15 protein-coding genes are annotated in these 20338 nt (G+C 31.5%); all 15 read right to left on the minus strand.

The window, feature by feature from the left end:
- Positions 1–208 precede the first annotated feature (208 nt).
- The 15 genes from mce to spoIIE all read right to left on the minus strand — a co-directional run bounded on the left by mce (position 209) and on the right by spoIIE (position 20210).
- Positions 209–613, minus strand: coding sequence for a methylmalonyl-CoA epimerase (mce, locus tag B5X81_RS25410; RefSeq protein ID WP_079495838.1), 405 nt, complete (start codon positions 611–613; stop codon positions 209–211).
- Positions 614–744: 131 nt separating this feature from the next.
- Positions 745–1674, minus strand: a complete 930-nt coding sequence (gene meaB, locus B5X81_RS25415; protein WP_079495839.1) for a methylmalonyl Co-A mutase-associated GTPase MeaB — start codon at positions 1672–1674, stop codon at positions 745–747.
- 306 nt (positions 1675–1980) lie between these two features.
- Positions 1981–2379 carry a cobalamin B12-binding domain-containing protein gene (locus B5X81_RS25420; protein WP_079495840.1) on the minus strand — a complete coding sequence of 133 codons (399 nt, stop codon included), beginning with the start codon at positions 2377–2379 and terminating at the stop codon, positions 1981–1983.
- A 42-nt stretch (positions 2380–2421) separates the two neighbouring features.
- Positions 2422–4098 carry an acyl-CoA mutase large subunit family protein gene (locus B5X81_RS25425; RefSeq protein ID WP_079495841.1) on the minus strand — a complete coding sequence of 559 codons (1677 nt, stop codon included), beginning with the start codon at positions 4096–4098 and terminating at the stop codon, positions 2422–2424.
- Between the two features lie 173 nt (positions 4099–4271).
- Entirely contained in the window at positions 4272–5771 is a 1500-nt protein-coding gene (locus B5X81_RS25430; protein ID WP_079495842.1) for an acetyl-CoA hydrolase/transferase family protein, read from the minus strand.
- A gap of 457 nt (positions 5772–6228) precedes the next feature.
- The gene (locus tag B5X81_RS25435) at positions 6229–6627 is read right to left on the minus strand and encodes a DUF3870 domain-containing protein (RefSeq protein ID WP_079495843.1); all 399 of its coding nucleotides are present in this window, start codon (positions 6625–6627) and stop codon (positions 6229–6231) included.
- 91 nt (positions 6628–6718) lie between these two features.
- On the minus strand, positions 6719–8116 hold the full coding sequence (locus B5X81_RS25440) for an aspartate-alanine antiporter-like transporter (protein ID WP_079495844.1): 1398 nt from the start codon (positions 8114–8116) through the stop codon (positions 6719–6721).
- 635 nt (positions 8117–8751) lie between these two features.
- The gene (locus B5X81_RS25445) at positions 8752–9144 is read right to left on the minus strand and encodes a thioesterase family protein (protein ID WP_079495845.1); all 393 of its coding nucleotides are present in this window, start codon (positions 9142–9144) and stop codon (positions 8752–8754) included.
- Positions 9145–9225: 81 nt separating this feature from the next.
- Positions 9226–11145 (minus strand): ATP-dependent zinc metalloprotease FtsH, encoded by a 1920-nt coding sequence (gene ftsH, locus B5X81_RS25450; RefSeq protein ID WP_079495846.1) that lies wholly within the window; start codon positions 11143–11145, stop codon positions 9226–9228.
- A gap of 53 nt (positions 11146–11198) precedes the next feature.
- Positions 11199–12611, minus strand: coding sequence for a tRNA lysidine(34) synthetase TilS (gene tilS / locus B5X81_RS25455; protein WP_208985137.1), 1413 nt, complete (start codon positions 12609–12611; stop codon positions 11199–11201).
- A gap of 186 nt (positions 12612–12797) precedes the next feature.
- Positions 12798–13691, minus strand: a complete 894-nt coding sequence (locus tag B5X81_RS25460) for a protein kinase domain-containing protein (protein WP_079495848.1) — start codon at positions 13689–13691, stop codon at positions 12798–12800.
- A gap of 51 nt (positions 13692–13742) precedes the next feature.
- On the minus strand, positions 13743–14477 hold the full coding sequence (locus tag B5X81_RS25465; RefSeq protein ID WP_079495849.1) for a vWA domain-containing protein: 735 nt from the start codon (positions 14475–14477) through the stop codon (positions 13743–13745).
- Between the two features lie 332 nt (positions 14478–14809).
- A complete protein-coding gene (locus tag B5X81_RS25470) occupies positions 14810–16165 on the minus strand; it encodes a TldD/PmbA family protein (RefSeq protein ID WP_079495850.1) in 1356 nt (451 codons plus the stop codon).
- Positions 16165–17556: a TldD/PmbA family protein gene (locus tag B5X81_RS25475; RefSeq protein WP_079495851.1), complete on the minus strand. Its 1392-nt coding sequence runs from the start codon at positions 17554–17556 to the stop codon at positions 16165–16167. Before B5X81_RS25475 ends, B5X81_RS25470 begins: the two co-directional genes overlap by 1 nt.
- Before the next feature lie 287 nt (positions 17557–17843).
- Positions 17844–20210 carry a stage II sporulation protein E gene (gene spoIIE / locus B5X81_RS25480; protein WP_079495852.1) on the minus strand — a complete coding sequence of 789 codons (2367 nt, stop codon included), beginning with the start codon at positions 20208–20210 and terminating at the stop codon, positions 17844–17846.
- Positions 20211–20338 lie beyond the last annotated feature (128 nt).

Consider the following 20338-nt stretch of genomic DNA (forward strand, 5'->3'; position numbering starts at 1 on the left):
TACTCTCTTTGCTCCTCCGCCTTCCATTATCTTTTGGCGGCGTTTTTTCAAATCTTCTAATTTGTTTACAGCCATTTCTTTTCTTACCTCCTATTGCTATAGTATGTTTCTTTACATAAAGTACTTTTTCAAAAATTTATATAATATTTTATATATAATTAATAAGTTTGTTTATAATCATAAATTATTTTAATATAGTATTATATAATTATTTTCTTTCACTAAGCTCAACCAGTACACCATGAGAGCTTTTAGGATGCATAAAAGCTATCTGAGCTCCGCCAGCACCATATCTTGGTTTTTCATCAATCATTCTAAATCCTTTTTCTTTCATATGTTTAATAGCTTCTTCAATATTTTCAACTTTGAATGCTATATGCTGTATTCCTTCTCCTTTTTTTTCAATAAATTTAGCAATAGGTCCATCAGGTGAAGTAGACTCAAGAAGCTCCACTTCTGTATCTCCTACTGGTAAAAACGCCACTTTAACTTTTTGCTCTTCTACTGTTTCAGTTCCCTCAACTTCTAATCCTAGGGCATCAGTGTAAAACTTTAATGTTTCATCTAAATTTTTAACAGCTATACCTATATGATCTACCTTTAAAACCTTCATTTTGAAATCCTCCTTATAATTATAATATTGATATTTATATATTATCCTTCATCGGTCAACTGCTTCTGTCAACTGCCTCAGGAAAAACTTTAAAAGGGTAATATCTTTGTATAAATATTAGCCTTCAAGTTCTATTTAAGTCTTTCAAAAATTTGTTCACATGCTGTATAAGGATCTATTTTTCTAGTTGCAACTTTTTTTGCCAATTCATCAATTTTTTCTTCTCTATTGGATTTGTCTAATAATACATTCATAAGTTTTTGCTGAACTAAATCAATTATTTCATTCTTACAGTTTTCAGTTCTTCTTGCTTCTTTCTCTCCTGTCTCTTCTAAATAGTTCTTATGTTTTTTTATTTGTTCAACAAGCTCACTAATTCCTTTATTCTCTGTGGCCACAACTAATTCAACAGGCGGCCGCCAATCTGATTTATTAAAATCTAACATCATTTCTATTTCTCTGGCAGTTCTTTTTGCTCCATCTCTATCGGCTTTATTTACTGCAAAAACATCTCCTATTTCCATAATTCCAGCTTTAATAGCTTGTATATCATCACCAAGTCCTGGAACCATTACCATAATAGTAGTATCACATGTCTTAACTATATCCACTTCTGACTGACCTACTCCAACAGTTTCAATGAATATATAATCACATCCATAAATATCTAGTATTTTAATAGCTGCCTGAGTAGATTCTGATAGACCACCAAGATGGCCTCTAGTCCCCATACTTCTAATAAAAACTCCGCGATCCAAGCTAAGGTCAGTCATCCTTACTCTATCGCCTAGTATCGATCCTCCTGTAAAAGGACTTGTAGGATCAACAGCTATAATTCCTATCTTTTTATCTTCTTTTCTAAGAAACTTAACAAGTTTATCTGTTAATGTACTTTTCCCTGCACCTGGTGGACCCGTTATTCCTATAATATAGGCTTTTCCAGATTTATTATAAATTTTCTTTAAAATTTCAAAGGCTTCTTCATCTTTATTTTCAACTAAAGTTATAAGCCTGGCTGCAGCCCTTTTATCTCCTCTTAGCAATCTTTCAGCAAGTTCCATTTATACAACACCACCTATTCAAAACAAAGATGCCTGGAGCACTTTGTTAGTTCTAAGTTCCAAATTCTAAGTTCCAAGTTTTAAAACTATTTTTTTGTTTATCTTGGAACTTGGAACTTGTAACTTGGAACTTTAATAGAGCTAGTAATAATATCAATGCCTTATGATTCAAAAATTTACTAAATACAAAAACACAATATCTTTTTTACATTCATTTATTACTATCTGTAGCAAGTGCTAAGTGCTTAAAGATTTTTTATCTATTTAAAATCCATACAACACTGAGCACTTGGCAGATAAAATAATTTATTTTCTCTTAATATTTTCCTTAATATAATCTATTGTAACCTGTGTTGGAGTACCAGGAGTAAATATTTCTGCTATTCCTCTTTCTTTTAACTCAGGAATGTCATCAACAGGAATAACTCCTCCTCCGATAACTAGTACATCATCTACGTCCTCATTTTTCAATAAATCCGCAACTTTAGGAAGCAAAGTGCTATGTGCTCCGGATAATATACTCATAGCAACCACATCAACATCCTCCTGAATAGCAGCACTCACTATTTGCTCTGGAGTTTGTCTAAGTCCAGTATAAATTACTTCCATTCCCGCATCCCTTAACGCTCTAGCTATAACTTTAGCTCCTCTATCATGACCGTCCAAGCCTGGCTTGGCAACTAAAACTCTAATAGGCCTATTCATTTAATTTTCCTCCTTTTTCCATTCTTCGTTTTTCTCTACTATCTATAAATTTACAGATTGTTGATATTCTCCAAATACTTCTCTCATTACTCCACAAACTTCTCCTAAAGTAGCATAAGCTCTAACAGCATCTAATATGAATGGCATTAAATTGTCATTACCTTTACATGCCTCTTTCAATGCTTGCAATTTCTCTTTAACTGCTTCATTATCTCTTTCTGCTCTTAGCTTAGCAAGCTTCTCTTTTTGACTCTCTCCAACTGAAGGATCAACTCTAAGTAACCCTTTAGGCGGCTGCTCTTTGATTTGGAATTTATTCATACCAACAACAATTCTATCATTTGATTCAACTTCTTTTTGATATTGATAAGCTGCATCCATGATTTCTTGCTGGATATACCCAATATCAATAGCCTTTGGAGCGCCACCAAGATCATCAATCTTCCTAATATATTCCATAGCTCTTTCTTCGATTTCCTTAGTTTTTGCTTCGATATAATATGAACCAGCAAGTGGGTCTACAGTATTTGTAACACCACTTTCATATGCAACTATCTGTTGAGTCCTAAGAGCTGTTCTTACAGAATCCTCAGTAGGTAAAGCTAATGCTTCATCTTTAGAGTTAGTGTGTAATGATTGAGTTCCACCGAGTACTGCAGCTAATGTCTGAATAGCAACACGAACTATATTGTTTTCTGGCTGCTGAGCAGTCAATGTGGAGCCTCCTGTTTGGGTATGGAACTTAAGTCTCATAGATTTTGCATCTTTAGCCCCAAATCTTTCCTTCATAATCTTAGCCCACAACCTTCTTGCAGCTCTAAATTTAGCAATCTCTTCTAGTAAATCATTGTGTGAATTGAAGAAAAATGAAAGTCTAGGTGCAAATGAATCTACATCTAAGCCTGCCTTTATGGCAGCATCAACATATGCAATACCATCTGCAAGGGTAAATCCTACCTCTTGTGCTGCTGTAGATCCAGCTTCTCTAATGTGGTATCCTGAAATACTTATTGTATTCCATTTTGGAACATTTTTTGAACAATATTCAAAAATATTAGTTATGAGTCTCATAGATGGTTCTGTTGGGAATATATATGTTCCACGGGCTATATACTCTTTCAATATATCATTTTGTATAGTCCCTCTTAATTTCTCTGCAGGTACACCTTGCTTTTCTCCAACTGCTATGTACATAGCTAACAATACTGAAGCAGGTGCATTTATAGTCATTGAAGTACTTACTTTGTCAAGTGGTATTCCATCAAATAATATTTCCATATCTGCTAATGAATCAATAGCAACACCAACTTTACCAACTTCTCCTTCTGAAAGGGCATGATCTGAGTCATAGCCAATTTGAGTAGGCAAGTCAAATGCAACAGATAATCCAGCTGATCCTTGTTCTATAAGGTATTTATATCTCTTGTTTGATTCCTCAGCAGTGGCAAATCCAGCATACATTCTCATGGTCCAAAGTCTTCCTCTGTACATCGTAGGCTGAGCACCACGAGTATATGGATATTTTCCTGGGAAACCTAATTCCTCACTATAATCAAAATCTTCAATATCTGCTGGTGTATATAATCTATTTACTTCATCACCAGATCCAGTATAAAATTTTTCTTGTCTTTCAGGTCTTTTTTCTAATGATTTTTGAGTTTTTGTTTCAAAAGCGTGGCTGTCTTCTTTAATTTTAGCTAATTTTTCCTTATCAAACATCACTTTTCCTCCTTTTTTGATGTCTTTATATTGCTATTTAGCTACACTACATATCACTCTATATAGAATAACATAAAAAGAGCAATTAGTAATTAATTTCAGAGTATTTATACATGTATAAAGCTTTCAGTTTGTATACAATTTGTAGTGTAGCCAAGTATAGGCAACATCAACTATTTTATTTTCATTGTTCCCTTTTCCATGAACCTTGCATGCATAGATAAAGCTTCATCCATTATATGAGGTTCATGCTTAAATTTACCCTTCATTGCTCTTTGGAAATAATCTTTTAATATAGGTCTATAATCAGGATGAGCACAGTTATCTATAATCTTTTTAGCTCTCTCAGTTGGAGAGGTATTTCTAAGATCTGCTAATCCTTGTTCAGTAACTACAACTTCCACATCATGCTCAGTGTGATCCACATGGGAAACAAAGGGAACTATTGAAGATATATCTCCGCCTTTAGCTGTTGATACAGTTGTAAACATTGAAAGGTAAGCATTTCTAGTAAAGTCTCCTGAACCTCCAATACCATTCATTATTCTTGATCCCATAATATTTGTAGAATTAACATGCCCATAAATATCAAATTCTATAGCAGTATTCATAGCTATAACCCCAAGTCTCCTAGCAACCTCTGGATTATTACTTATCTCCATAGGTCTTAATATACAATGCTTAGCATAATGATCTATATTAGCATACAGCCTCTTTAAACCTTCTTCAGAAGGTGTTAAGGATGTTCCTGAAGCCACGATTACTTTTCCTGCATCTATTAAATCAAACATAGAATCTTGAATAACTTCTGTATAGCAAGTCAAGTTTTCAAATTTAGAATCTAAAAGACCTCCTAATACAGCATTAGCCACTGATCCAACTCCAGATTGCAGCGGCAATAGATTTTTAGGCAATCTCCCCATTTTTACTTCATGCTCTAAAAATTCAATTATATGTCCAGAAATCTTTTTAGAGTCTTCATCTATTGGGCCTAGTGGCCTAACTTTATCTTTAATATCACATTCAACTATTGCAACTATTTTTTCTGGATCACAAGGCATATATGGAGTTCCTATTCTATCTCCAGTATTTAAAATAGGAATAGGCTTCCTATTAGGAGGATTTTCAGTTATATAAATATCATGCATCCCTTCTAATCCCATAGGTTGACTTGTATTTATTTCAACAATAACTACATCTGCATTTTCTATAGCTTGAGGAGAAATCCCTACAGATGTAGTCGGTATAATTCCACCTTCCTCAGTAATTGCCAAGGCTTCTACAAGAGCAACATCTATTTTCCCAAGAAAACCATAATTCATAAATTGAACTGCATGACTAAGGTGCATATCCTGATACATAATCTTTCCTTCATTTATAGCGTTTCTAGATGCTTTATTTGTTTGATATGGATATCTTCTTGTCATTACACCTGCTCTTGATAGTGCGCCATCTAATTCATCTCCAACAGATGCTCCTGTAATAACAGTGATATTCAGCTTTTCACCACCTTCAGCTCTTTTGGCTAAAGCCAATGGCACTGCTTTAGGATATCCCGATGGAGTAAATCCACTGGTTGCAATTGTCATTCCATCTTTTATAAACATGGAAGCCTCATCTGCTGTTTTTATCTTACTTTTAAGGTCCTCTCTTCTTATTCTATCCATTATCATATTTTTTCCTCCCTCATATTTACAAAATATCAATAGTAAAATAAGATTTCTAGTTTTTATACTTTTCATTAGAAAATATGAATTATATATAACATATAAAAGTATTTTTACCTAAAAATATATATATTATTTAATAAAAAAAAAGTTAGATAGACTGGAAAAATGCATTACTTTAACCACCAGTCATCTAACTTTGTTTTATTTACTGATGAAACAAAAGGGTATTTTGCTTCCATAAATAATAAAGCTAAATGTAGATTATGAGTAGAAATAAACATCATTTCAATTTAAATACTATTTACAATAATCAGCTTGCATTTCAAAATTTAAAGCATTGTAATTATAGATGTAATAAAATCCATAATTGAATTTTAACATCCATAATATGTGCCTACCGATTATTTATAAATATACTAAAACTTGAAAGTTGAATATTTATATCGTATCATAGAAATTTTTAGTTATCATTTACTTCGAAACTATTTTCTGTAATTTGCTTAAATTTTTCATTACATGTTTTGAGGGCTGATATCAGCGCTTTTTTTGCAGAACCAAAGTACATCTCTTTCAAAGTAGCCTGGATTTCTTGATAATCATTTAGATCTTTTCCCAATACAATTTCTCTAAAAAATTCTTTAGCTACTCTGGTCACTAGAGAACAATCTGCATCTACAATAATACCTGTTTTTCTATTTACTATTAAACCTACAGCTATTACTTTGTAAAGCTCTGTAGCAGTTATTCCTTTAGGTAATTTTGCATACCCTGTTATAAAAATTTCATCTGGTTCCACAATATCACCTTGCCTTAAATGCTTCAGATTAAATCTGCAACAAATGAATTCTTTTTTATTCATTTATTCTCATCATTAATTTTATCATTTTTTTAACAAATTGTGAAGCATATAAAACATTTTTCTAAAAACTTCTATGACAATCTACTTTTCATTACATTGGTAGTCTGTGTAATATAATTGTAAATATAACCATTCCCAACAATGCAAATGGATACGTGGCACCATAGCCCGCTGCCGGTTCGTCACTACCCACTGCATCTATAGCAGCGCCTAATCCTGGTGTCGAAGTCATGCCTCCACATATAGCTCCTGATAACATAATCCAATTGATTTTAAATACATATTTTCCGATTAGGAATCCAGTCATCATAGCTACAATCCCTACTACTAAACCTACTAAAGCTAGATATGCCCCTGATCCAGCCAAAGCATCAAATACTTTAAATCCATATCGCAATCCAACTATAGCTAAAAAGAAGGCCAATGATATTTGTCTTACCACTCCTAATATTTTATTATTCATTCTAAAGTTAAGTTTTCCAATTTTACCTATATAACCCAAAATAAGCGAGCCAATAAGAACACCACCTGTAGAACCTAGACTAAAATCTCCAAGTGCAGATCCAAGATATATTTTGATTTTTCCTAATGAATAACCGAAAAAACATGCTATTACAAATGCTGTCAAATCAAATCCTACTTCTTTAATTTCCTTCATACCTGATGAACTCTTTGCAGCTTCCATTTCCGCTCTATGGTTTTTCATTTCCTTTTCAACATTAATACCAAAAATTTTAGGGAAGAAGTTAACTGCTATTATTACTACCAATACTCCAAAAGGATATCCTATTGCATGACCTACACCAATTCCGGCTTCAGCATTTTTTATGAATTGACTTCCCTGTTTTTCAGTTAATTTATAAGTAGCTAAATCTACCGTATTAGGGTCTACTCCAATATCTTCTAATATCCTCTTTTTTTCTTCTATGCTTGCATTTTCAAATTCTTCTACTCTATGACTAGAATGCCCCTTTGCAGTTTCTATTGCTGCTGCAAGTCCCGGAGAGCTAGTTAATGCACCAGTATAAACTCCAGATACCTCATATGGTGTGGATTTAATATCAAGTGCTCCACTCAGAAGTGTCATACCATAAGTAGCTCCAGCACCAAGTAATGTAATAACAAAACCCAAGAGTACAAATTTTGTACCATATTTTTTAAGAACTACCCCCATATCTTTAGCCGCTAATAAACCAACTGCTGCAACAAATAGTATGAGGAATAAGTCAAAAAAGTCCTTTGGTATAACCGGTGCATCAATTATCTTTGCTGCTGTTTTTGCTGTGGATTTTGCTACTGATGGGTTTACTGCTAAGTTTTGGGCATATCCAAATGCCCACCACCCAATAATGAGGCCAGTAAAAAGTGTTCCTGAAACACCAAAGTTAAATTTTCCAAATCTTATTTTCCCAAATAGCATTCCTGTAAATACTGCTAAAAACATAAGTATAAATGGATTTAAAATCCAGGCTATTACATCAAATTTCATTATCATTTCCCCCTCTTCTTGGATTTGAATAAATTATTATACAACTTTTTCTTTTATCACCCCTTTCAAATTCTTTATGTATAAACCTATTATTGGTATAACAAGATGAATTTAAAATTTTTTATTATAACTTTATACCTTAGTTTTTCAAATTAACTATATTAATATACCTATATCTTTTCAATATTTTCGTATAATTTTCAAAATACAAATTTGCTTTATTTGGTCAAATATGCCAATGCTATAAAATCGTTTTCCTTGTCTGCATTCATTGCTGCTTCCTTTATAGTGTGTCTAATGACTATTTTTTTCAAAAAACTAGAGAACGGCATAGGAGGCTTCACTTATAAAAAGTAAAATTCCTATGCCGTTTGACTTCTAAAGATAAGTGATTGGGAAATCACTTGAATAAAAATCTGGCATTTAATAGTTATATTTTTAACTATTTCGCAAATAATTTATGAGCTATCTCAAAAAGCATCCTGTCGCTGATGTGTTTTTTGAGCAACATTCATAAACTCTTAGCTTCTATATAATTATACAATAATTATTATTCACTTTCAAATCTTTTTTTTGCAAATTGCTTATAAAAACTTGTAAGATATTATAAGTATTTTAGCAAAATCTCGTTATTTTTATAACTTTTCCTTGCTTGCCTCAATAAATTTAGGTGAGTTTATTATATATCTACTATGATATCCTTCTCCTATTTTATCCTTCTCATCATAGGCTTCAATTTTAAATTTTAATTTCTTACCATCTATCTCTATAAGCTCTGCTTTAGCTTTAACCTTCATACCTACAGGAGTGGCAGCTAAATGCTTTACATCCAAATGTGTTCCCACTGTTGCATAATCTTTAGGTAAATGAGGATCGACGGATTTAAGTGAGGCATTTTCCATTAGTCCAACCATCATAGGCGTTGCAAAAACTTTAATTGAACCGCTTCCAAAGCTTTCAGCTGTATCCTTCTCACCAACAACTTTTTCAACCTCAGCCATCATTCCAACTTTAAGATCAAACTTCATATTTTTCCCTCCTTAATTTATATTTCTATAAAAAACGAAACCCTAAATTTGAGGATTTCGTTTTTTATGACTAATTATTTTTTAAAAATCTACTCTATCATCATCGTCATGATTAATATCTTCTTTCTTATTATCTTCACTGGCGTTATCGTCCTTGGTATTATTTTCCTCAACCTTTGGCAATGCTTCTAAACCTTGTGTGAAGACTATTTCAAATTCATCGGCATTTAATGTTTCATGAACAAGTAAAGCCTTAGCCACTTGATGAAGTTTGTTTATATGCTCAGTTAATAAGGCTTCAGCATTTTCATATCCATTATCTATTATATCTCTAGTCTCTTTATCTATTTGAGCAGCAACTTCTTCTGAATAGTCTTTCTTAGATGAAAAATCTCTACCTAAAAATACTTCCTCTCCTGAACCATAGGTCATAGGTCCTAAGTTTTTGCTCATACCATATTTGGTAACCATACCTCTAGCTATTTCAGTAGCTCTTTGAAGGTCATTCTGGGCTCCAGTACTAATATCATGTAATATAAGCTGCTCTGCCACCCTACCTCCTAAAAGATGTACTACTCTTTCTTCCATTTCTGTTTTAGTCATATAATACTTATCTTCTTTAGGAAGCATCATAGTAAAACCGCCGGCTCTACCACGGGGAATAATGGTTACCTGATGAACTGGGTCCGTATTAGGTAAAAGTCTAGCAACGACTGCATGACCTGCCTCATGATAAGCAGTTAGCCTTTTATCTTTTTCACTTATAACTCGACTTCGCTTTTCGGGACCAGCTATAACTTTAGTAATAGCTTCTTCTAAAGTATCCATATAAATTTTCTTATTATTTTTTCTTGCTGAAAGCAATGCAGCTTCATTCAATAAGTTTTCCAAATCAGCAGGGGTAAATCCTGGTGTTCTTCTAGCCAATACTTTTAAATTAACATCATCTGCTAAAGGTTTATTTGCAGAATGCACTTTAAGTATTGCTTCTCTTCCTTTCACATCAGGTATACCTACTACTACTTGTCTATCAAATCTTCCTGGTCTAAGCAATGCGGGGTCCAATATATCCGGTCTGTTGGTCGCAGCTATTATAATGATCCCTTCGTTAATGCCAAAGCCATCCATTTCAACCAATAGCTGATTAAGAGTCTGCTCTCTTTCATCGTGGCCACCACCAAGTCCTGCTCCTCTTTTTCTACCTACAGCATCTATCTCATCTATAAAGACAATACATGGCGAATTCTTTTTTGCCTGTTCAAATAAGTCACGTACTCTAGAAGCACCTACACCAACAAACATTTCAACAAAATCTGATCCACTAATACTAAAGAAAGGAACTCCAGCTTCCCCAGCAACAGCACGAGAAAGGTAAGTTTTACCAGTACCTGGAGGACCAACCATAAGGATTCCTTTCGGTATTCTAGCTCCTAATTCTATATATTTTCTTGGACTTTTTAGAAAGTCAACTATTTCCTTCAATTCTTCCTTTTCTTCATCAAGACCCGCAACCTCATTAAAGGTTACTTTCTTTTTATTGTCTTCTTTATGCAGCTTAGCTTTACTTTTTCCAAAGGACATCACTCTACTTCCTCCGCCTTGGGACTGCTGCATAAATACAAACCAAAAAACAACGAATATTAAAATCATAAATACTGAAGGTAATATATCTATAAACCAAGGAGTTCCTGCTGGAGGTTCTCCTGTAAGCTTAAGTCCTTCCTTTATAGCGGGAAAGATATAACTTTCAGTAAAAGCTTCAGTATTAATAGCCTGAGGAATATAAGAAGTAAACTTTCCTCCTTCTCCCTTTAGTACACCCTGTACTCTATTATTAATTAAATGTATCTCTTTTACATTATTATTCTCTAAATTAATTGTAAGCTCTGAAAAGCTAATTTCATCTACTTGTTCCGGCTGCTTTGTATAAAACTGTACTATCATTAATATTATGATGAATATCAGGATATAAAAGCTAGCGCCTCTAAAAAATTTTCTCAAGAACCCTCCTCCTTTCAAACGGCCAAAACCGAGTCTCTTAATTCTAACATATTTTAATTTTCTAGACAACCTTCCATATATGTTATTTTAATCATTTTCTTAGTTTGATTGTCTACTTTATACTCTTCGCTCATTCTATAGCCTATAACCCATATTATTCCTTTTTCATCACATAGTATTGGAATTTTGTTTCTAATCTCCTTAGGAACCTTTTTATCAATAAAATAATCCTTTATTTTTTTGCTTCCTCTCATTCCTAGAGGTTTAAATCTATCTCCTCGCTTCCTATTTCTTATAGTTAAGTCTCCACTTACTTTATTATAATCTATAAATGCTGTTTTTAAATTTTTTGTATTGTCATTAATATCGGAACCATGTATTATTTCTAGTTTTATTGAAGCACTTAATTCTTTTATATAAGTGGTTTTAGCTATATTAAGCTTATAATTAAAATCAAAATTTTTCTTTTCTAAAGCTTTGTTATTTTTTATATCTATACTATTATACCCAAGCTGAACTGTGATATGCCCAGGCAAATCTAATCTAGAACCTACATTTTTTTTATGAATAAGATCTAATATATTTTCTATATGAGTGAATCCAATATCCTTTAAATCTCCTTTGACCTGCTTTATAGATCGTCTCAAAATTCTTTTTTTTATTGCAATATGTAATCTATCAAACTTTTTTTTGCTTAATAAACATTGATTATTATTTTTTTGAGCAACTACTTTTTGTAATTCCTCTTCAGTTAGCAAATTAAGGCAACTATTATCCTCTTTAAGCAAATTAGAACTTCTCCACAGTGCCTCTATGATTGCAGGATTAAAATTTTTTTCTATATAGGGTATAAGTTCTAATCTGATTTTATTTCTTGTATATATAGCCTCTAAATTTGTTTTATCTATCCTAGGCATTAATGCATTTTTTTCACAATAATCATCAATTTCTTTTCTGCTTATATCAAGCAAAGGCCTTATTATATTTCCATCACGTTTATAATCTATAGCCGTAAGTCCATCTAATCCAGCTCCTCTAATAAGTCTCATTAAAACAGTCTCTGCCTGATCATTGCGATTTTGAGCAATTGCGATCTTTGTTGCACCGGTTTGCTTTGCCACTTTATGAAACAATCCATACCTAAGTTCCCTACCACCGACTTCAAAGCTTATACCTTTTTCACTACTGTATTTACTAACATCATATGAAAAAATAAATAATTTAACTCCAAGGCTTTGGCAAAATTCTTCTACGTATTTTTCATCCTTTTTAGCTTCTTTTCCTCTAAATTGATGATTGAGGTGAACGACAAAAGGTTCTATATTCAAGTCTTTTCTTAATCTCCATATAAGGTGAAGTAGACAGATAGAATCTGGTCCTCCTGAAACTCCTATGACTATTTTTTCATTTTTTTCTATAAGATTATTTTTTTCAATAGTTTCTAAAAATTTCTCCATTATATCCATGATTTTTCTCTCCAGACACTTTTTATTATACCTGTATAGGGATTTAAGTAAAGACTTTAGTTTATACATGTACAAAACTCCCAGAAATCTTAAGTATTTGTACATGTATAAACTAAGTTTTACTATTTAAACCCTATATATAAAAAAGAAAATATTAAGAGTCAAAGGTAATATGCAAATAAACTTTTAAATACTTTTTATAGAAAAAGCTAAAATGATAACAAAGCTTAAGAATGATGTAATAAAAAACACATTAATTATTAAGTTAACTCTATCATTATATCGTATTTTCATTTCATTGCGAAGGGTTTTATATGTTTTTTTTAATTCATTTAGAAACTCCTCAAATAATATATTTTTTTGATACAATCCCATTATTATAAGCCTAATAATTTTTTTGTTGATCTTTCTTTTTTTAAGCTCTTTTATTATATGACTTATCTCCATATCTAAGAGTTTATTCTCATTTCTTAAAATTAGATTCACAAAAATCATACATATGGCAAATAGATCATATTTAACATCTGCTCTTCTAAAACCCATATCCCATTTTGCTCTATCATATAAAGGTGTAAATTCTTTTATACTAGCTCCTATTGGAACTACTGAGCCTAAGTCAATAATTCTTATTTCTCCATTTCTTTTATCCATCATAATATTTTCAAGTTTAAGATCGCCAAATATATAACCTTTTTTATGGAACTGTTCAATCACCTCACCAATTATTATTACTATACCCACTATTTCTTTTAAATTTAACTTATTTTTTAAAATATATCTTTTTAAATTTTCTCCATATATATATTCTAATACTATAAAGTAATATGTTTTTCCTGCTTCTTCATAGTCATCTAATTCTATAGCACTAGGAATTGTTCTTATTTGGTGGAATTTATCAAGCATATTTGACTCCTTGGTAATACTGTGTAAATCCTCAGATATTTTTAATGCATAATAGGTTTTATCTTTCATATTTAAGGCTTTATATACCTTACCAATTCCACCTTTTCCTAAAAGACTAATAATTTTGTATGAATTTTTATTCCACTTTCCAGTAATTATTTTGCCTTCTAATCCCATTTTCAAACTCCCTTATTATATAAAAAAAGCGGCTAATACTAGCCGTTTTTTTTATACAGTACTTTCTGCAAAAAAAGGTTCCTCTTCTATTGTTTCTTCAAACTGTTTTGCTTTATTTGTGAACAACTCTATAGCACTATATATTGCAGGTGCAGTCGGAGTCGTCCCTCCAGTATCCATCTTGTATATTTCATTTTTTATAAAATCCACATCATCGCTAAAACCATTAATAAGATTTGTCATTTCTCTGCTTTTACCAGGAAAAGCTATTACAGAAATTTCACTTTTACCTTTTCTAGCTTTCAAAGAATTCATTAGATCTATTATACTTTCCCTTGCCTTATTAATTTTAGGCTTCATACTCCCACTGCAATCCATAAGAATACAGCATTTTATATGTATTTCATCACTTAAATTTTCTATATAATCAACAAATTTATTTCTATTTTTGGGTTCAATTTCATCAAGCTCTGAACCTATAATTTCTTTTAATTGTTTATTTACTACTGTATTTATTGTTTTATTTATCGTTCTCTGTGTAAGCATATGAAGTGTATTACTTAAATTTTCAATATAGGTTAATTCCCATTCTCCTCCACCATTGGCGGCTATGTCTTGTATTTCCTGAATAGGACTTTCATCGACATCAGACCTGTCCACAATCCCTATAGCGCTTACTACAATATTATTTCTTGCAGCTTCCCTTGCAGCAACAATAGGGTCACCTCCAATATTAGATCTTCCATCGGTAACAACTATGACCTGATTTATTTTCATTTCCTTCATAACCTAACCCCCTGGTTTTCATATGTATAGTAAAATAAATTAAAATTGGACATACTTTCACTATAATAAAGTGAGGAAAGCATAATTACCTTATGAGAAAACTAACTATTATATAGCTTTGAGATCTCTAAAACAATATATATTATGCAATTATCTTAAGTAATATTTTTAATGCTTGTCCATTAATTTAGTATATACAAACCAAAGGAAATTTATACCTGTAATGGTTTAAAGTGTATTAATATGCTTTCACTATTTAAATTTCTAATTTTTAAGTGAGTTAAATTAAAGGAAAAGGATAAACTGGTTTAGTTTTTACATTACTTTTTCTCTTATTCTCCTGAAATAGAGAGCTCTTTTATTTTTAATGAAGGTGAACCAATATACCCCCCTCCACTTGGCAAGGTGAATTCTAAATCATTTCCTACCGCTTCAACATTTTTTAGCATTTCATAAAAGTTTCCTGCAACTGTTATTTGATTTACTGGTCTGATAATTTTCCCATTTTCTATAAGATATCCATTAGCCGATAATGAAAATTCTCCAGACACTGTATTTACCCCGGCATGAAGCCCTTGAAGACTATTAATAATAATACCCTTTTCTATACCTTCTATCATTTTCTCATAAGTAATATTACAGTTTTCAATATACATATTTGTAGGAGCTATTGAAACTACTGATTTATATGAGGCTTTGTATCCATTTCCCGTTGACTTAGCTCCATCTTTTCTTGCAGTTTTAAGATTGTGCAGATAAGTTTTAAGGATCCCATTTTCTATAATATTCTTCTTTTTAGTTGCCACTCCTTCTCCATCAAAAGCTTTTGTTGATATTCCACCATTCATAAAGGGATTATCAATTAGTGTAATAATACTGCTGGCTATACTTTTATCTACTTTTCCCTTTAACATGGAAAGTCCTTTCTGAACATTTTCAGCTGAAAAAACAGGAGTATAGGCTTCTATCAAACTAGCCGCTGTATCGTTTTTAATTATTACAGAATAATTATCTGATTTAATGCTCTTTGCACCAAGCATCGATATTCCTTTTTGTACTGCCTCCAATGCTAGAGCTTTAGAATCAAATTTATTATAATCATTTGAAATTATATATTTAGTTCCAGTTTTCACATCATCGTCTTCTTTAACCATTACTGATATATAAGCATAGGCAATGTTTGATTTATTTTCTAAGTTTAGACCTTTAGTATTAATTAAAGTGCTTTCAATCATTTCTTCACCAAACATACAATAATTAACCGCTGTAACTCTTTCATCTTCTCTTAAAGCTGCAGCTTCCATTGATTTCGTAAATTTAACCTTTTCTTCATTAGGAATACTCTCCAGCTCATCATTAAAACTATTTATTTTCTTATACTCCTTTGAGCCTTCAAAAATAAATTCTTCATCATCACTATCTATGATTTTGGCATTATCTATTGCTTCTTTTATAATTATGTCAATTGAACTCTCATCCAATTTTTCTGTATAGGAATATCCCATTTTCCCCTTGTAAACTCCTCTAAAGGATAGACCATTTTCATCGGAAATACTGTATTTATCTATTTCACTTTTAAAAACCTTTATATTCAGATTTTTTCTTCTCTGAATATAGATTTCCATATCATCTATTCCCTGCTTCTTTCCTTTATCAAATATAGTTTTTATAAATTTATCTTTATCCATTATTCATCCCCCTTTCTTCCACCAACTGTCATGGACTGCACTCTAATTGCAGGTTGCCCAACATTAGTTGGTATTGAACCGCTTATTGATCCACACATCCCTTGTCCATGGGCTAAATTATTTCCTACCATATCTATCTTCTTTAGAATTTCTGGTCCAGTACCTATTAAAGTGGCCCCCCTTACAGGTTTGTCTATTTTACCATCTTTTATAATATATCCTTCAGAAACCGCAAAATTGAACTCTCCAGTGGCTGTATTAACTGAGCCTCCACCCATATATTTTGCATATAATCCATATTCTGTGCTCTCTATTATTTCTTCTAAGCTGTGCTTACCTGACGCTATATAAGTATTTGTCATTCTGGAAGTTGGAGAATATTTATAAGACTGTCTTCTTCCTGAACCAGTTGACTGCATATTCATCTTCTTACCATTTATTTTATCAACTAAATACCCCTTTAGTATTCCATTTTCTATTAGTATATTTTTTTTCATAGGAGTCCCTTCATCATCTATATTTTGGGACCCCCAAGCATTGGGAATCGTACCATCATCAATTGCTGTTACAACATCGGAAGCAATTTGCTCACCGATTTTATCTGTAAATACCGATGTTCCTTTTGCAACAGATGTTGCCTCTAAGCCATGTCCACAGGCTTCATGGAATATAACGCCTCCAAAGCCATTATCTATAACAACTGGCATTTTACCACTTGGACAAATCCCTGCACGAATCATTGTTTTTGCAGTTCTTGCGGCTTCCTTTGCATATTCCTCTATATTTATTTTTTCGTAAAATTCAAAGCCTATATGTCCACCTGGTCCAAAATACCCTGAATGCATTTCCCCATTTGCCGAAGCTATGGCATTAATTATAGTTCTAGTTCTAACTCTTTCATCCTCTACAAATAAGCCCTCAGAGTTTGCAATAAGAACATTTTGCTTATAATCAATATATCTAACCTTTACCTGAGAAATAACCTCATCATAATTTTTAGCTGCATAATACGCTCTCTTCATTAAATTTACCTTATCTAGATTTGAAACATCCTTTGGGTCAACTACTATATTATGGATATTACGAATATGGTTTCTCTCTAAATTAATTTTTAGATCTTTTTTGGAATCCTGTATAGCAGCTGCTGTTTCTTTGGCCACTTTTATTAAATTGTCCTTGGAGGAGTCATTAGTATAGCCATAAACACTCTTTACCCCATCATAAATTCTTATTCCTATACCATAATCTCTTCCTGATATTGTACTTTCAACCTTCCCTCCTACCATATCAATGGATGTATTAAGCTTATCTTCAACAAAAACTTCAGCAAATATTCCCCCTGTAGAAAGTGTTGCATCTAGTACGTCTTCCACTAGATTTTTATTTAACATATCCTTACCTCCTTAAACCTCATACTTAATAATAGAATTAACAAAACAATGAAATTCAATATACAATAAATGTATCACTAAATTTTTTCACTCCTAAATTATATTATTTTTTTAATTCATATTATTAATATTTTTCAATAATTTCTATTATATCTCATTTCGACTATAGAAAAAAGACTAAGTCATGAACCCAGTCTTAAATAGATTGTACTTTAAATAGTAAAATTAATTATAATATTTGCATATTCAATTGTCATCCATTTGAATTATGCAATTATATTACTTAATTATTTTTGCCATATCTTAGTAACTAAAACTGTCATATCATCCTCTATTTTATTACCACTTTTTTCTAAGGCTGCATCTAATATTGCATCAGCAATACTTTGAGGGTTTCTACAATCAATTTTGCTCAGTAAATCTACTAACCAGTCTGTTTTATTAATAAAATTCTTATCTGCATCTGAAACTCCATCAGACATTGTTATTACAAAATCTCCATCATTTAGCTTCACTATTTTATTATCTAAATATATTTCATTTATTATTCCAGCCGGCAAAGAAGATGTCTCTACTGCTTCTACATCACCATTGGATCTTTTTATAAAGGAAGCCACTGCTCCACTCTTTATAAATTCAACCTTAGCTGTATAAAGATCTATTATAGCTAAATCTATGGTCGAAAAGGCTTCGTCTAAAGACTTTGACATAAGAACTGAATTAATAGTCTTTATGACTATATCTTTACTAAATCCCGCTTCCATTAGTTGTTCTAATAATGTTATCGTGGCACTGCTCTCTTTTGCTGCCTTTTCACCAAATCCCATTCCATCACTTAGGGCAATCATATATTTATTATCATTAAGGTTTAAAAATGAATAACTGTCTCCACTAATATTATCACTATTCTTTGAAATTTTTGCTATCGCCGTATTAACTTTGTATCTCTGAGCTTCAACAAGCTGAAGAATACAGCTTCTTTCTTCATTAAAAGTACATCCTGGATTTTTCTTTATTACATCTCTTCCAATCACTTTGACAACTAATGATATTATCTGCTTTTCACATATATTTCTTTTATAACAGTTCTTCTTTTCTATATCTATTTGAAATTTACCCCTTTCGTTTTCAAGTACAGTAATATTGTCTATAAATATTCGTTCTTTGTCAAAAGCTACATAAAGAGCATCTTCTACATCCTTTTTAAATTCAACCTTTGTTTCTATTTCAGTAGATAAATCATCTATAATACTGGATATTCCATTAAATTGGTCTGAAACCAATTGTCTCATCTCAAAAAGTTTTTTACTCCATTTATATCCTACTTTATGTATCTCATAAATTCCATTGATCTTATCTATAAGTTTATCTTCCTTTAAGCATTTCTTTTTTAAGTAAATAGGTAAATTGCTTTTATCTAATTTCCCATCAGCTTCTAGTAAAGTAATAGCATCCATCATTCCATTATATGTACTATAAAAATAGTTTTCCCAACAACTTCTTTTCATACTACAATCTAAACATATGGAATTGGCAATATCATTAATAATATTTGTGATTTCTCTATTCTCTATAATTTCTTCCTTCTCGGCTATTAAAGAATATGTTTCAGCCAATTCTGAAAAAGCCGTTGAGTATTCTTTCAATCGCTTAATAGTTAATTTTTTTATCCTTTCGCTATACATTCTGTCCATTTCAATACTATTTACTTTTGAATTAATAATCTTAGCCATATAATTCGATAATGCCTTTGGAGTTATTATAAAAATTACAAAGGCTATTAATATTTCTTCAAATTGTATTAATGTTTCTGTAGAACCATTGATATAAAAAGTTAATATTGAATTACCTAAAATTATTCCTAAAGCAGAAGCAATTTTTCCTATATCTTTAAATATACCTCCTAATAATCCTGAAAAGGCATATATACCAATAATAGTGGGGGTTGTCGTTGTTGTCATACTGGTTATAACACCAATAGTAACTCCTACAGCTGCTCCAATGGCTGCTCCTCCATTATATGCAAAGAATAAAGTTAACAATATTCCTAAAATATTTTTTAAAGAAAAGCCCCATATATTTACTTGAGATAAGCCTAATATGGCCACTGCAGCTACTATAGCTATACAAATAACTTCTTCATTTGACAAAACCTTTCTATTTGAATTGTATTTTAAAGCTGGAATTGCATATGAAAGAATATAGGTAAAAACAAATACTACAACTGATTCAAACCCTATCATAAATAGATCATAGAGATAAAAGTTGGTAAATACAGTATATATTATACCAGATATAAACGTGATAATTCCTGATAAAAGGGCTAGCTTAAAAACATTAAAATTTATATTTCCTATCATATATCTTGAAGAAATTAGTATTGTAATCATAGTAGCTATATACCTATATTTTTCGGTTTCAACAGTTATTAAGCCTAATAAGACAATAGCCCCCAATATAAAATTTTTTTTATCTTTTACTATTACTGTTGAAAAAAAAGCCACTCCAAAGGGCATTAAACCTTCAAGTATTGAAGCTCGTCCCAATAAAAATGCCAAGAGTCCTAAAAAAATAAAGCTTTTATCTAATATGTTAATAGCTTGTCCATATTTTCCACCTATTTTTCTAATAGCTCCTATATTGAATTTCTGCATAATAAGAAAACACCTCCCGTTAGAAATGATTATAACAGGAAGTATTTGAAATTTTTGTCAATACGCATCTGAATATTCAAAAAAATTTAAGACATTTTATATCATTAGTAGACAATAATAATTATTAT

The organism is Maledivibacter halophilus, from assembly GCF_900167445.1.
GTDB lineage: Bacteria > Bacillota > Clostridia > Peptostreptococcales > Caminicellaceae > Maledivibacter > Maledivibacter halophilus.